Genomic DNA, 14,284 nt, shown 5'->3' with positions numbered 1-14,284 from the left:
CACAAAGCCTGGGCCGCCCCATCTTGATCCTGCACCGCCCACAACAGAGCGGCGCCCCGTATCCAGGGCGCCGCTCTCTATTTCCGAGCCTCAGAGGCACGATCCTTTTTAGTTAGCCGGAAAGCGTTCCCAAACGCGGTGGCTCGCCATCAGTTCGGCGAGTTGAGGAACCAGCTCGCCTGCTGTGTCTGCCGCAACAACACCGGCAGCGCCCAAAGCGATCCCTGCCGCGTTAAGCGTCGCAGAATTTTCGCCCAACACGCCAAGCGCCTTGGCATGCCGAAACGCCTCTGAGAGCAGCAGCACAACCCGCGGGTCCAGTGAAGCGCCCGTTTCGCCGGCCTTGGCGTCACGGGCCGTTTTGGCATCCGGAGCCCGCGTTGCTCCGCCGGCAACAAGGACTGCATCGAACTCGGTCGAGCGGGCGGTGAGGTATGTCCGTTGGACGGGGACGCCACCGTCGCCCTCTTCCCCCAGGTATCCGCCGGCCGGTGCGATGACCAGCGGCACGATGCCCAAAGCGTCCAGGGCCTTGCGTGCGGCGTTGACCTCCGCAAAGTCACTGCTCTGATCTGCCACGATGCCCACGACCCGGCCGGCCACTGGCCAGGTCTTGCCCAGCTGGGACAGGGCGGGGCTGGGTTCGGCGTCTGCAACGTCCTCGGTGGCGGCCGGCGCGGGCAGGCCCAGGCCCTTCGCCACGGCTGCGCACAGGTCCCTGTCCACATTGGCCAAGGCGAGCAACTGCCGCTCCCGGATTGTCTTCTCGTAGCACTTGCCCAGTTCGAATGTGTACGCCTGGATGACGTGGTCCTGCTCCGCGGGGGTGAGGCTGCGGAAAAACAGGCGGACCTGGCTGTAGTGATCGTTGAAGGATGCGGGATTCTTCCGCTCCTTAATGGCCGCGGCAAGCTCCTCAGGAACGTCGATGAAGGCACTCACATCCTGGCCGGCAAGGAAAGGGCAGCCGCCGTCCAGGGAATTGGGGTGGTATGGTGCCGCCCCGCCGTGCACCGCCTGCTGGTGCATGCCGTCGCGCAGCATGTCATTCACCGGTGCTTGGGGGCGGTTGATCGGGATCTGGCCGAAGTTTGGGCCGCCGAGCCGAGAGATCTGGGTGTCAAGGTAGGAAAACAGCCTGACCTGCAGCAGCGGGTCGTTGGTAACGTCGATGCCAGGTACCAGATGCCCGGGATGGAAGGCCACCTGCTCGGTCTCCGCGAAATAGTTGGTGGGGTTGGCGTTAAGCGTCATGATGCCGATGGGCTGGACCGGGGCCAACTCCTCGGGAACGAACTTGGTGGGGTCCAGCAGGTCGATGCCCTCGAACATCTGATCCTCGGTGTCCGGGAAAGTCTGCACTCCCAGTTCCCATTCCGGGAAAGCGCCGGATTCGATGGCGTCGGCCAGGTCTCGGCGGTGGAAGTCCGGGTCCATCCCGTTGATGATCTGGGCCTCTTCCCAAACCAGCGAGTGGACGCCCTGCTTCGGTTTCCAGTGGAACTTCACCAGGGTGGTATTTCCCTCCGCATTGACGAAGCGAAAGGTGTGGACGCCGAAACCTTCCATGGTGCGGAAGGAACGCGGGATCCCCCGGTCGGACATGTTCCACATGGTATGCGCCTGCGCCTCGGTATGCAGGGAAACAAAATCCCAAAAAGTGTCGTGGGCGCTCTGGGCCTGCGGAATCTCCCGGTCCGGGTGGGGCTTTCCGGCGTGGATGATGTCCGGAAATTTGATGCCGTCTTGGATGAAGAAGACCGGGATGTTGTTCCCCACGAGATCGTAGGTGCCTTCATCCGTGTAGAACTTGGTGGAAAAGCCCCTGGTATCGCGGACAGCGTCCGCAGACCCGCGCGAACCCAGGACCGTTGAAAACCGCACGAATACCGGCGTTTCCACATCCTTGGCCAGGAACCCCGCACGGCTGATCTTGGCGGCGGTCCCGTAAGACCTGAACACCCCGTGCGCGCCTGCGCCACGGGCATGCACCACACGCTCCGGGATGCGTTCGTGGTCAAAATGCGTGATCTTTTCCCGGAGGTGGTGGTCCTGCAACAGGATAGGTCCGCGGGGACCGGCCTTCAGGGAATGGTCCGTGTCGCCAAGCCTCAGCCCCTGCGCCGTGGTGAGGTATTGCCCGGACTGGGCACGCGCCGTCAGGGGTGCCCCAGTTGGGCTCCCCGTGGGTGAGACTGCCTCCGGGCCCTGCTGGTCCGGCTTGGGCGGCAACGGCTCACGCGGAGTGGCGGGTTCGTTCAGGCTCGCGGGTTCACTGGCGGGAACACCGGGGATCTGGATGTTGCTTTCTTCACGCACGGATTCTTCTCCTCTGGGTGGGCAACCTCAGCAGTCATCGGCTTCCGCCGAGATACTAAGTGTACTTAGCACCATAGGCAAGGATGCCTCTTGCCACAACCCGGGTTCCGGTATCCGGGCCACGAATACTTCGCATCCACAGGCTCGAGGTCTTGGCGCCGCAGAAGAACGGCCGAACAAAAACGCGGCGCCCCGGTTTCCCGGGGCGCCGCGTCCGTGTACCGCGCCTCTGAGGCGCGCTGCCTCTTAGTTCAGGGTGGCGATGACCTTGTTCAGCGTGGCCGAGGGGCGCATGACAGCAGAGGCCTTGGCCTCATCGGGACGGTAGTAACCGCCGATATCCACCGGCGAGCCCTGCACTGCCGCGAGTTCGCCAACGATGGTTTCCTCGTTGGACGCCAGTTCGCCTGCAACAGCGGAGAACGATGCTGCGAGCTCAGCATCCTCGGTCTGCTGGGCAAGTTCCTCAGCCCAGTAGCGGGCCAGGAAGTAGTGGCTGCCGCGGTTGTCCAGCTCTCCTGCACGGCGGCTCGGGGACTTGTTCTCGAGCAGGAAGGTTCCTGTTGCCTTGTCCAGGGTGTCGGCCAGCACCTGCGCACGGGCGTTGTCCGTGGTGGTTGCCAGGTGTTCGAAGCTCACTGCCAGGGCCAGGAACTCGCCCAGGCTGTCCCAGCGCAGGTGGTTTTCCTTCAGCAGCTGCTGGACGTGCTTCGGGGCTGATCCGCCGGCGCCGGTCTCGAAGAGTCCGCCGCCGTTCATCAGCGGAACCACGGAAAGCATCTTGGCGCTGGTTCCGAGTTCCAGGATGGGGAACAGGTCCGTGAGGTAGTCACGCAGCACGTTGCCGGAAACGGAGATGGTGTCCTCACCCTTGCGGATGCGTTCCAGGGTGAAGGCGGTGGCCTTCTCCGGGGACATGATCTGGATGTCCAGGCCCTCGGTGTCGTGGTCCTTGAGGTAATCGTTGATCTTGGCGATGAGGTTGGCATCGTGGGCACGGGTCTCGTCAAGCCAGAACACTGCAGGGGTCTTGGAGGCACGCGCACGGGTCACGGCAAGCTTGACCCAGTCGCGGATGGGGGCGTCCTTGGTCTGGCAGGCGCGCCAGATGTCGCCGGGGGCAACGTCGTGTTCAATCAGCACGGCGCCGGAACCGTCCACGATCTGCACCGTGCCGGCTTCCTGGATTTCGAACGTCTTGTCGTGGCTGCCGTATTCCTCGGCCGCCTGGGCCATAAGGCCGACGTTCGGGACGGTGCCCATGGTGGTGGGATCGAATGCGCCGTTGGCACGGCAGTCGTCCACCACCACCTGGTAGATGCCGGCGTAGGAGCTGTCCGGGAGGACTGCCAGCGTGTCGGCTTCCTTGCCGTCCGGGCCCCACATGTGGCCGGAGGACCGGATCATGGCCGGCATGGACGCGTCCACAATGATGTCGGAGGGCACGTTCAGGCTGGTGATGCCCTTGTCCGAGTCCACCATGGCCAGGGCGGGGCCATCTTCGAGGCCCTTCTGGATGAGGGACTTGACGCCTTCGCGGACGTCCTCGGGAAGGTCCTCGAGGCCGTTCAGGATGGCGGCCAGGCCGTTGTTGGGGCTCAGGCCGGCGGCGGTGAGCTGCTTGCCATAGGTTTCAAAGAGCTCGGAGAAGTACGCCTTCACCACGTGACCGAAGATGATGGGGTCCGAGACCTTCATCATGGTGGCCTTCAGGTGGGCGGAGAACAGGACGCCTTCTTCCTTGGCGCGGGCAACCTGGGCTGCCAGGAATTCGTCGAGCGCGGCGGCGCGCATCACGGTGCCGTCGATGACTTCGCCGGCCAGGACCGGGAAAGCCTTCTTGAGGACCTTGACGGAGCCGTCTTCGCGGACCAGCTGGAGAGCGATGGTGCCGTCGGCGTCGATGACCACGGACTTCTCGTTGGAGCGGAAGTCGTCCTTGCCCATGGTGGCGACGTTGGTTTTGGAGTCCGCGGACCAGGCGCCCATGGAGTGCGGGTTCTGGCGGGCGTAGTTCTTGACGGACAGCGGCGCACGGCGGTCCGAGTTGCCTTCACGCAGGACCGGGTTCACGGCGGAACCCTTGATCTTGTCGTAGCGCGAGCGGATGGCCGTCTCCTCATCGGAGGAAGGGTTGTCCGGGTAGTCCGGCAGGTTGAAGCCCTGGCCCTGGAGTTCGGCGATGGCGGCCTTCAGCTGCGGGATGGATGCACTGATGTTCGGCAGCTTGATGATGTTGGCTTCCGGCGTCTTCGCCAGTTCACCAAGCTCAACAAGGGCGTCACCGGTCTGCTGCTCCGGGGTGAGGTAGTCACCGAACACGGAGATGATGCGGCCTGCGAGCGAAATGTCACGGGTCTCCACCTCCACACCTGCAGTCGAAGCAAACGCCTCGATGATCGGCAAGAACGAATAAGTAGCCAGCATCGGCGCTTCGTCGGTGTGGGTATAGATAATCTTGGACATGCGCGGGCGTCTCCCTAGAGGTCGGCTGTGGAAATTTGGTCTATTTCACCACGCCTAACTTACCCGAGGACACGGCTTTGAGCCCTACCCGGGACGGTCGAAGGCCCCCGTATTACCGCAGGTTTGGGGAGCGCTGGGCAGCGCACGACGGCGGCAGGCACCGCGGTGGGGCCCGTCGCCGTCGCGCATTACTTCCGGCAGCAGCCGGCAGCGACGTGCGTCAGTCAGCGCCGCTTGTGGGGAATGTCACTAGGCCAGAGCTGCACGTACTTCGGGTCTTGGCGGCGCAGCTCTTCGGTGGCGGTGAACGTATGGACCGGATCGACGTCCCGCAGCTGGAGAGCCGCGGTGAAGGCCTCCATGTCGGGAACAGCGGTCTCCGCTCGCCCGTCGGCGGCAAAATGCCTGCCGTTGGCTGCGGATTTTTTGGCGGATTTCCAGAATGCAATCACGATGGGGCCCCAACTTCGCTCGGAGTCCGGAGCCCAGATCGGACAAGTCATTGATAAGAGAAAAGTACCCGTTGACCTGAGCTTTTACCAGAGTGACGCGCCACTCGAGACGGTACTACTATTTACAAAAGTCGTGTTGCATCGGTAGGTTCTACTGGTCACGGGCGGGCTCTCTGAGGCCGCCCTCTACCCGTTCAGACAGGACAATCATGACGCGTACCAGGTCCCTGGCGGCCAGTCTCCTCAGCCTTTCGGCGGCTGCCATGTTGGCGCTGGTTGGCGCCGGAACCGCGAATGCCGCTCCGGCGGCGTCGGACGATAATACAGCCCCCGTAGTTGCCAGCGTCAAGGTGGACAGTACAGGTGCAGCGGAATACTGGACGGCGGACCGCATGCGCGCCGCGATTCCCGGCGACGCCCTGGCGGGCGCTACGCCCGAACGCCTTACTACTGCCAGTGTCGCCGTGGCTAAGGGCAAGAACACCAAGGTCAAGCCGAGCAAGGCGAGCAAAGTCAACAGCAACAGCCCCAAGTTCGCCCGGGAGGCAGACTCGGTGGACCACATCGGCAAGGTGTTCTTCACCATGGGCGGGTTCAATTACGTGTGTTCGGGCAATGCCGTCTCCTCCGCGAACGAAAGCACCGTGGCCACAGCCGGCCACTGCGTCAACGAAGGTCCCGGCGCGTACGCTACCAACTTCATCTTTGTTCCCGGCTACGACAATGGCGACGAACCCAACGGCAGGTGGACGGCAAAGAGCCTGCTCACCACACCCCAGTGGAAGGACAAGGGTGATATCGCCTTCGATACCGGCTTTGCTGTTATGAACCTTAATGCGGCGGGCGAGACCCTCACCGACGTGGTCGGCGGATCAGGGGTTGAATTCAATGCGCTGCGCGGCGTGCAGTACACCGCTTATGGCTACCCTGCCTCCGCGCCGTACAACGGCGAACAGCTTTGGAGTTGCAAGGGCAAGGCGTCGGACGACACCAAGCACCCTGAGTTCAAGACTCAGGGAATCCCGTGCACCATGACGGGCGGCTCCTCCGGCGGCCCGTGGTTCCTCAGCAGCGGCTTGCAGAACTCCATCAACAGCTACGGCTACAACGACTCCAACGTGATGTACGCCCCGTACTGGGGCACTGACATCCAGAACACGTACAACAGTGCCCAAGCAGCCTAAAAAGTCCCCTGCCCCGGCGCCCGGTCCTGGCCTTCATCGGGGCGACAGCGCCGTCAGCCACAGCGAATCGGACCAGACGCAGGAGGAGATTCTCGCCTACTGGACTCCGGAACGGATGGCGGAGGCGAAGCCCCGCGAGCTACGGCTTCCGGACCCCGGTCCACGTCCCGCGCACGACGACGAGGACCGGGCGCAGACCGATTCCTGAATCCCCGTTAACGCCCGACGGCGCCTCTCCCCTCATCGGGGACAGGCGCCGTCGGGCGTTCTAAACCCTGGGCCCACACCGGGTTCCCTGACCGTGGGCCCCCATCGGCGAAGGACCCGGACCGAGCGAAGCGAGGTTTGGGAGCCGATGGGGACTTGCGAGGTGAGGGAGCCGGTGGGGATTAGTGGAAGAAGTGGCGGGCACCCGTGAAGTACATGGTGATGCCGGCCGCGTTCGCTGCGGCGATGACTTCCTCGTCCCGGACGGACCCGCCCGGCTGGACCACGGCGCGCACGCCGGCGTCGATCAGGATCTGCAGGCCGTCGGCGAACGGGAAGAACGCGTCGGACGCAGCCACGGCGCCGCGTGCACGCTGGGGTGCACCGCTCGCGCCCGTTTCTGTCGTCCCCACGTTCGACGCACCGCCGGCACCGTCGACGTCTGACTCCACCGTGACGCCGAGCGTGTTGGCCCTCTCCACGGCGAGGCGGCAGGAGTCCAGGCGGTTGACCTGGCCCATGCCGATCCCCACGGCAGCGCCGTTGTCCGCGAGCAGGATGGCGTTGGACTTGGCGGCGCGGCAGGCGGTCCAGGCGAAGGAGAGGTCAGCGAGGGTCTTTTCGTCCGCGGCGTCACCGGCGGCGAGGGTCCAGTTGGCGGTGTTGTCGCCGTCGGCGTCCACCTTGTCGGTGGCCTGGACCAGCATGCCGCCGGAGACCTGGCGGAACTCCGTGGGGTACCGGCCGTAGCCCTCCGGGAGGGCCAGCAGGCGGATGTTCTTCTTCTTGGAAAGGATTTCCACGGCTTCGGGTTCGAAGGCCGGGGCGATGACCACCTCGGTGAAGATGCCGGCCACGGTGCGGGCCATGCCGGCGGTCACGGTGCTGTTGGCAGCGATGACGCCACCGAACGCGGAGACCGGATCGCAGGCGTGGGCCTTGGCGTGGGCGTCGGCGATCGGGTCTTCAGCATCGGCCGACCCCACAGCCACCCCGCATGGGTTGGCGTGCTTGATGATGGCGACGGCGGGCTCGGTGAAGTCGAACGCTGCGCGCAGGGCGGCGTCGGCGTCGACGAAGTTGTTGTAGCTCATGGCCTTGCCATGCAGCTGGTCGGCCTGGGCGATGCCGGCCGGAGCGGCCTTGTCCACGTAGAGCGCGGCCTGCTGGTGCGGGTTTTCGCCGTAGCGGAGGACCTCGGAGCGTTCCAGGGACAGCCCGGCGTAGGCGGGCCAGTCGATGATGCCGTCGCCGTCCTCATCCTTGAACTGGCTGGCCGTCCACGTGGCAACTGCGTTGTCGTACGCGGCGGTGTGGGCGAACGCCTTGGCGGCCAGCCGCCGTCGCGTCTTCAGGTCAAAGCCGCCCTCAGCCGCGGCGGTGACCACCTGGCCGTAGAAGCCGGGGTCCACCACAATGGCGACGGCGGCGTGGTTCTTCGCTGCCGAACGCACCATGGCGGGGCCACCGATGTCGATCTGCTCCACCACGTCATCCTGCGCGGCGCCGGATTTGACCGTCTCCACGAACGGGTAGAGGTTCACCACCACGAGGTCGAAGGTCTCGATCTCCATGCCGGCGAGGGTTTCCATGTGCGCCGGGACGCGGCGGTCAGCCAGGATGCCGCCGTGGACCCGGGGGTGCAGGGTCTTGACGCGGCCGTCCAGCATCTCCGGGGAGCCGGTGACTTCCTCGACTTCCTGGACGGGGATGCCGGCCGCGGCGATCTTCTTGGCTGTTGAGCCGGTGGAGACAATCTTCACGCCTGCTGCGTGCAGTCCCTTGGCGAGCTCCTCCAGACCGGTCTTGTCGTAGACCGAGATAAGGGCCCGGCGAATGGGAACACGGTCGATGGATACACGTTCAGGCTGCGTGAAGCTCACAAAAAGTCTCCGTCTTATGTCGCGGACCAGTGCCGCGGGTGGTGGGGATAGGGCCAGTTTATCGTGTTGTGCCTTGCCTCCGTTTGCGGGGGCCGGCCCTGCCGGCCCCGGACGCACGAATCGGCGCAGAGCGGGGCCGTCCGCAACTGCGCATGCCTCTAAGATTTAGGCAGGAGGCTGCGATGAATATTTACACCACTGTGCCCAGCGGCGAACAGGTGGTCCAGGAACTGCCGTGGCGGTGGAAGGTCCAGGGCCGGATCTTCGTGATCGGCGGCTTCGGCTTTATGTTTGACGCCTGGGACGTGACGCTCAACGGCATCCTCATCCCCCTGCTCTCCACCCACTGGGCCCTGTCGGCCGGTGAAGTCGCCTGGGTGGGTACCGCCAACCTGATCGGCATGGCGCTGGGCGCGTTTGTGTGGGGAACCATCGCGGACACCATCGGGCGAAAAAAGGCATTCACGGCCACGCTGCTGATCTTCTCGCTGTTCACCGTGCTGGGCGCCTTCTCCCCCGACTTCGTCTGGTTCTGCGTGTTCCGGTTTATGGCCGGCTTCGGTTTGGGCGGCTGCATTCCCGTTGACTATGCGCTGGTCGGCGAGTTCACGCCTCGGAAGCAACGCGGCAAGGTCCTCACCGCGATGGACGGCTGGTGGCCGGTGGGCGCTGCCCTGGCCGGCTTTGTATCCGCTGGGTTGGTGGGCATTTACGGTGACTGGCGGCTGACCATGCTGGTGATGGTGCTGCCGGCGCTCCTGGTGTTCTGGATCCGGCGCAGCGTTCCGGAGTCTCCGCTGTTCCTGATCCGGAAGGGCCGCCGGGAGGAAGCAGCCAAGGTCATTGATGATCTCGTGGCAGCCACCGGCGCCGAACCCCGCGCCTACAGCCTGCCCGACGCGCAGGACGTTCCGCGGCTGTCCGCCGGCAGTGCATGGCATCAGCTGCGCCTGGTGTGGCAGTTCAACTGGAAGATCACGACGACCGCGTGGGCCCTGTTCTTCAGCATCCTGCTGGTCTACTACCTGTCCCTGACGTGGATGCCGAGGATCCTGATCGGTGCCGGCTTCGCCGAGTACAAGGCCTTTGTGACCACTGCGTCCATGTCGGCTGTGGGCCTGTTGGGCGTAGTGGTGGCGGCCCTGCTGGTGGAGCGTGTGGGCCGCAAGTGGATCCTGGCCATCACCGGCCCGCTCGCCGCCCTGACCCTGGTGATCGTGGCGTTTGTGGTGGATATCCCGTCGGCGGCGATCTTCTGGCTGCTCGTGTTCGGCTTTGTGGTCCAGGTGGCCATCCCGGTGCTCTACGCCTACGTGTCCGAGCTGTACCCCACGGAACTGCGCGGCACGGGCTTCGGCTGGGCCTCCACGTTCTCCCGGCTGGGTGCAGGCTTCGGGCCGCTCATATTCGCCAACTACTTCTGGCCGGAGCTGGGCCTGGCCACATCCTTCGCCCTGGCCGGCGGCCTGGTCCTGGTGGCGGTGCTCTGGATGGCGTTCTTCTCCCCCGAGACCAGGCTGCGCCGCCTCGACTAGGCCTTCTCCCCTCCTCCCAACTAAGTAGCGCTAACTGTCGTTTTGGACGCTCAAAACGACAGTTAGCGCTACCTACTTGGGCCGCCAGCCGCGGTTCAGCAGCGCTGTGCGGACCTTGGCGACGGCGGCCCGCGCGTCGTTCTGCATGTGGCGCTTTGAGATCCTGACCGGCAACCAGCCAGCCCGCACATAGTCTTCCTCTCGGGCTATGTCCCTGACGATCTGAGCCACCTCAGAGTGCCCCTCGCCGTCATATTCCACCGCAACCTTTTGTTCCGGATAGGCGAGATCGGGTTGACGTACGACGCCGACACTCAGCTCCGTGGGCACGTTCAGTTGCGGTTCCGGCAGCCCCGCGTACTCCAGTGCCAGCCTAAGCTTGGTCTCCGGGGCGGAATCAGACCCTATCCGTGCCTGTTCAAGAGCAAGTCGCGCCTTCCGGATTCCCGGGGTCCCCTTGTGCCGGTCCAGCATGTCTGCCAGATCGTCCGTCGTTGCGAATGGCTTGGACCTTCCCTCGAAGTCTGGCCGCGGAATCCTCAACAGGTGATCCGCGACCACAGTCAGTTCGTCAACGCTCATCTTGCGTGAACAATCGAGCCACGTCCGGGTTCGGGACGTAATGAACAGGCCGTCGTGGGCGACAATTTCGTCTGCGAAGAACTGGCCCCTGTGACCCTTCACACCCGGACGGCGCATGATGGCTACGGTGTCTGGGCGCGAGACATGGATCAGCAGATCATCGCTCCCCGGCAGGAACCCGGGGAATTGCCATAGCCGGAACGCAGAAGCGTGGGACGCTGCAGCAAACTCCGTTACCAAGGTGTACGGCCGGATGTTGGGCGCCAGACCTGGGATGATTAGCTCGTCCGCCCTCGGCACACGGATTCCACGGGTGGGCCGCGCCAGACCTGGGTGACGTAACTGCCGTTCCGTGATCCCGGCGTCGGCCGCTTCTCTCAAGGTGAACGGCAGAACATCCAGCGGCTTTGGAAGAGAACGGGGAACCTTCATGTGCCCATGTTGGCAGCCCCAAGATATCGCCGCTGGAGTTATCCACAGGATCGTCCCCGCCAGCCCAAGTAGGTAGCGCTATCTGTCGTTTTGGGGGGTCAAAACGACAGATAGCGCTACCTAGTTGGGGAGGGGGGACGGGGAAGGGTCAGGCGGAAGGGGTGGCGGCGAGGGCTGCGAGCGTCTGGACCAGGAGGCGGCGCTCCACCACTTTGATGCGCTCGTGCAGGGTTTCTTCGCTGTCGGCCGGCTCGATAGTGACGGCTTCCTGCGCGACGATGGGGCCCGTGTCCACACCGGCGTCGGCCCAGTGCACCGTGCAGCCGGTGACCTTCACGCCGTAGGCCATGGCATCGCGGACGCCGTGGGCCCCGGGGAAGGCAGGCAGCAGGGCGGGGTGGGTGTTGAGGTACCTGCCTTTGAAGGCATCGATGAAGTCCGCGCTGACAATCCGCATGAACCCGGAGGAGACCACAACATCCGGGGCGTAGGAAGCCACCTTCGCGGTCAGCGCGGCATCCCATTCGTCGCGGGTGGGGAACGAGTTGAAGTTGACCACGAAGGTTTCCAGCCCCGCTTCGGAGGAACGCTCGACGCCGTAGGTCCCCTCGCGATCGGCACCCACCGCCGCGATTTCCACGTCCAGCTCCCCTGACTTAACGGCGTCGATGACGCTCTGGAGGTTGGAGCCGGTTCCGGAAACGAGGACTACGATGCGCATGGGTCTAGCTTATGGGCAGGCTCGCGTAGGCTGGAATCCATGACTACTCCCCCGGAACCAGCTGGCCAGCAGCGGACAAAACCGCAGCTCAGCGAGGCCGCCAAGACCTCGCTCAGCAAGACCCGCAACCTGTTCCGGATCTTCATCCTCACCGTTCTCGGCGCCTTTTTCGTCTACCAGCTGGACGTCGGCTACCTCTGGCTTACCGGCATCCTGACCGTCGCAAGCTTCGTCCTGGGAATCGTGCTGCTGGTCCGGTCGGCAAAGCTGAAGGAGTCCAAGCTGGTCCTATTCGGCACCATCGCGGGCTTGGTGGTCTCCCTCATCATGCTGCTGGTCATCCTGGCGTCGGCGGTGTTCTTCAGCCAGGTCCAGGAGTTCCAGGCCTGCCAGCGGCAGGCCCTGACGGACCAGGCGATGTCCAGCTGCCGCGTCCAGTTGGAGCAGTCACTGCCCGGCATGCGCTAGGGGCTCCAACCCGCGTGGGGCTCGAATCCGCGCCGGTACTCCGCTACCGGTACCAGCCCACCGCGCGATCGTAGCGGCACTCAAGCGAACCAGTGCCGGGTTCGACGCCGCCGCCGGCAGGAAAGTAGATGGCACCGAAGTCGGCCCCCTCGGCCTCGATCCGCCCCTTCGCCCAAATCTGAGCCTGCTCAAGATCCTTTTCCGGGATGGACTCGCGGGTGCTGTGGTCCGCGCTGAGGTGGATGTCCAGCTGGTACTCCCCCGGCTGGGACGTCCCGGCGTGACTTGCGGGGTCACCCTCATCGCGTCTGCTGATCAGGACCTGCGCAGAAGCATGAAGAATGGACGGCTTGCTGGCGGGGGTGCCCTGCTGCTGCTGTTTGATCCGCAGACCCGACGCGACGCTCTCGACGGTGTCGTCGTCGGTCACCGCGTAGGCGGATCCACTGACGTCAGCTTCTGAACCCCCTACGCTGATCAAGTGCTGGCCGAACTGCTCTGAGCTGGATTGACTGGAGCTGGATTGACTGGAGTTCATGCACCCTCCCTGAGGGTATTCGCGGCGGTTGCCGACCTATGCAACACTAGCCCCAAAACGCCCGGCCAAACCGGCTCGCTCCGGAATAACTTTCGCCGCCGAAACGCGAGTCTCCAGATGGTGGCGTGCACCTGCCACCCCTAGGGCTAGGCGACCAGTTCCGAGTCCTCTTCCACCTGCTGCTGGCGTTCCAGCCACGGCCCCGCCGCGTAACCGATCACGACGCCGATCCCCACTTCCGCTGCCAGCCAGAGTCCCAGCCACACGGGGTCGGGTCCGATGTCGGTGAGGCGTCCGAGTCCCGCAGAGCCACCGGCCAGCCAGGCCAGTCCGGCCGCCAGCAGGCCCGACACGGCGCCGATCAGAACCCCGAGCGCCAGGGTGGACGCGGCGGCGGTGAACCAGCGGGCGTGCACTTTGATGGACAGCCATTCATCGAAATGGTTCTCCCCTTCGCGCAGGAACCACCAGCCGGCCAGCACACCGGCCAGGACCGGAACCACCAGAGCCACAAATCCGTAGTCGAGCGGGCCCGACGGGATCGCGGCGAAAACAGGGATAGCGGGCAGAGGGCCGGTTGCGGTGCCCAGCGGCCCCACTTGGGAGCCGAGGCCCATGGCGAAACCGGACCCGGAGATCCAAGACAGCGCAAAGACCGCGAGGTTGGGCAGGTAGCCCAGCTGCGCGATGGTGAGCGCCGCACCCCCTACCGCTCCGGCGTCGACCGCTTCATACACCGCCAGCACCAGGTTCCAGTGGATGAAGACGTCCACGGCCAGGAGCACACAGGCGAGCGTCAGCGCAGACACCAGGGCCAGGAAGCCGGCCTTCGCGGCGGACCCAAGGTAGGACCCCGCCCAGCGCGAATGCTGGCTGGTGCGGGAGATCCAGTCCACGGCGTCGACGCCGATCAGGCGGCTCCACGAACCGGCCTCGCGGCGCGCCCCGATGGCCATGCCCAGGGCGAACGGGATCAGCGGGATCACCATGGCGTGCCAGATGTTAATGGCGACGTCCGGCGTGCGGCACACAAAGCCGGTAGCGGCGCCGAAGGCCGAGTAGACGAGCCAGGAACCGAGCAATGCCTGCCAGAGCTGGTCCGTATACGAGGCCCGGGCCAGCCGCCGCCCCGCCCGCCAGGCGAGCAGGAACGGGATCAGGGTGAGCCCCAGCGGAATCAGGCTGAGCACGCCTGAGTTCGCACTGCCGGCCGCACCGGTTCCGACGTCCGCCAGTTCCAGCGGGACGCCGTGGATCAGGAGCCAGGCCTGGCCGGCGAGCCTGGCCAGTGCGTCGAACGCGGTGTTGCGGAAGCCGCCCGTCGCCCAGACAGCGACGATCGGAACGAGCACCAGGAGCGCCGAGATGATGGCCGCCTGCGCCGTTTCGAGGGCGCCCTGCAGCCACAAGGGCATGGGAAGGCCACGGTCTCCGGTCTGATCAGCGCGCAGTTTCATCGTGTCCCATGGTGTCACGGCCGGACCCGCCAGCCGCTCT

The 14,284-nt window shown here is 65.0% G+C and carries 12 protein-coding genes; 4 read left to right on the top strand and 8 right to left on the bottom strand.

Annotation, left to right across the window (positions count from 1 at the left end):
* Nucleotides 1-108: 108 nt before the first annotated feature.
* The 3 genes from AC1MCD_RS05775 to AC1MCD_RS05765 form a co-directional block, all read right to left on the bottom strand.
* Nucleotides 109-2,319 carry a catalase gene (locus AC1MCD_RS05775; protein ID WP_498676697.1) on the bottom strand — a complete coding sequence of 737 codons (2,211 nt, stop codon included), beginning with the start codon at nt 2,317-2,319 and terminating at the stop codon, nt 109-111.
* Between the two features lie 246 nt (nt 2,320-2,565).
* On the bottom strand, nt 2,566-4,785 hold the full coding sequence (locus tag AC1MCD_RS05770; RefSeq protein ID WP_498676694.1) for an NADP-dependent isocitrate dehydrogenase: 2,220 nt from the start codon (nt 4,783-4,785) through the stop codon (nt 2,566-2,568).
* A 224-nt stretch (nt 4,786-5,009) separates the two neighbouring features.
* Entirely contained in the window at nt 5,010-5,288 is a 279-nt protein-coding gene (locus tag AC1MCD_RS05765) for a hypothetical protein (protein WP_498676690.1), read from the bottom strand.
* 158 nt (nt 5,289-5,446) lie between these two features.
* On the opposite strand from AC1MCD_RS05765, the gene AC1MCD_RS05760 reads away from it, so the two are divergent.
* Nucleotides 5,447-6,421 (top strand): trypsin-like serine peptidase, encoded by a 975-nt coding sequence (locus tag AC1MCD_RS05760; RefSeq protein WP_498676688.1) that lies wholly within the window; start codon nt 5,447-5,449, stop codon nt 6,419-6,421.
* Entirely contained in the window at nt 6,405-6,629 is a 225-nt protein-coding gene (locus AC1MCD_RS05755) for a hypothetical protein (protein ID WP_498676684.1), read from the top strand. Before AC1MCD_RS05760 ends, AC1MCD_RS05755 begins: the two co-directional genes overlap by 17 nt.
* A 181-nt stretch (nt 6,630-6,810) precedes the next feature.
* Here the strand turns inward: AC1MCD_RS05755 and purH are convergent, their stop codons facing one another.
* Nucleotides 6,811-8,511 carry a bifunctional phosphoribosylaminoimidazolecarboxamide formyltransferase/IMP cyclohydrolase gene (gene purH, locus AC1MCD_RS05750; RefSeq protein ID WP_498676682.1) on the bottom strand — a complete coding sequence of 567 codons (1,701 nt, stop codon included), beginning with the start codon at nt 8,509-8,511 and terminating at the stop codon, nt 6,811-6,813.
* Between the two features lie 182 nt (nt 8,512-8,693).
* Between purH and AC1MCD_RS05745 the strand changes: the two genes are divergently transcribed.
* The gene (locus AC1MCD_RS05745) at nt 8,694-10,046 is read left to right on the top strand and encodes an MFS transporter (RefSeq protein WP_498676681.1); all 1,353 of its coding nucleotides are present in this window, start codon (nt 8,694-8,696) and stop codon (nt 10,044-10,046) included.
* 72 nt (nt 10,047-10,118) lie between these two features.
* Here the strand turns inward: AC1MCD_RS05745 and AC1MCD_RS05740 are convergent, their stop codons facing one another.
* On the bottom strand, nt 10,119-11,060 hold the full coding sequence (locus tag AC1MCD_RS05740; protein ID WP_498676679.1) for a putative endonuclease domain-containing protein: 942 nt from the start codon (nt 11,058-11,060) through the stop codon (nt 10,119-10,121).
* A gap of 148 nt (nt 11,061-11,208) precedes the next feature.
* The gene (gene purN / locus AC1MCD_RS05735) at nt 11,209-11,781 is read right to left on the bottom strand and encodes a phosphoribosylglycinamide formyltransferase (RefSeq protein ID WP_498676678.1); all 573 of its coding nucleotides are present in this window, start codon (nt 11,779-11,781) and stop codon (nt 11,209-11,211) included.
* A 39-nt stretch (nt 11,782-11,820) separates the two neighbouring features.
* Here purN and AC1MCD_RS05730 point away from each other — a divergent pair, with 39 nt between their 5' ends.
* On the top strand, nt 11,821-12,249 hold the full coding sequence (locus tag AC1MCD_RS05730) for a hypothetical protein (RefSeq protein WP_498676677.1): 429 nt from the start codon (nt 11,821-11,823) through the stop codon (nt 12,247-12,249).
* A gap of 43 nt (nt 12,250-12,292) precedes the next feature.
* Here AC1MCD_RS05730 and AC1MCD_RS05725 read toward each other — a convergent pair whose 3' ends face one another.
* Together AC1MCD_RS05725 and AC1MCD_RS05720 are read right to left on the bottom strand one after the other, a co-directional pair.
* A complete protein-coding gene (locus AC1MCD_RS05725) occupies nt 12,293-12,787 on the bottom strand; it encodes a hypothetical protein (RefSeq protein WP_498676675.1) in 495 nt (164 codons plus the stop codon).
* A 146-nt stretch (nt 12,788-12,933) separates the two neighbouring features.
* Nucleotides 12,934-14,244 (bottom strand): cell division protein PerM, encoded by a 1,311-nt coding sequence (locus tag AC1MCD_RS05720; protein ID WP_498676673.1) that lies wholly within the window; start codon nt 14,242-14,244, stop codon nt 12,934-12,936.
* Between the last annotated feature and the right edge of the window lie 40 nt (nt 14,245-14,284).

The organism is Arthrobacter sp. BF1 (assembly GCF_056680215.1).
Note: the sequence above shows the minus strand (reverse complement) of the source record. Positions and strands in the feature narration are given on the sequence as shown.

Coding starts and splice junctions, on each gene's coding strand:
- AC1MCD_RS05770 (WP_498676694.1), bottom strand. CDS start 4,785: ATGTCCAAGATTATCTATACCCACACCGACGAAGCGCCGATGCTGGCT.
- AC1MCD_RS05765 (WP_498676690.1), bottom strand. CDS start 5,288: ATGACTTGTCCGATCTGGGCTCCGGACTCCGAGCGAAGTTGGGGCCCC.
- AC1MCD_RS05760 (WP_498676688.1), top strand. CDS start 5,447: ATGACGCGTACCAGGTCCCTGGCGGCCAGTCTCCTCAGCCTTTCGGCG.
- AC1MCD_RS05745 (WP_498676681.1), top strand. CDS start 8,694: ATGAATATTTACACCACTGTGCCCAGCGGCGAACAGGTGGTCCAGGAA.
- AC1MCD_RS05740 (WP_498676679.1), bottom strand. CDS start 11,060: ATGAAGGTTCCCCGTTCTCTTCCAAAGCCGCTGGATGTTCTGCCGTTC.
- purN (WP_498676678.1), bottom strand. CDS start 11,781: ATGCGCATCGTAGTCCTCGTTTCCGGAACCGGCTCCAACCTCCAGAGC.
- AC1MCD_RS05730 (WP_498676677.1), top strand. CDS start 11,821: ATGACTACTCCCCCGGAACCAGCTGGCCAGCAGCGGACAAAACCGCAG.
- AC1MCD_RS05725 (WP_498676675.1), bottom strand. CDS start 12,787: ATGAACTCCAGTCAATCCAGCTCCAGTCAATCCAGCTCAGAGCAGTTC.
- AC1MCD_RS05720 (WP_498676673.1), bottom strand. CDS start 14,244: ATGAAACTGCGCGCTGATCAGACCGGAGACCGTGGCCTTCCCATGCCC.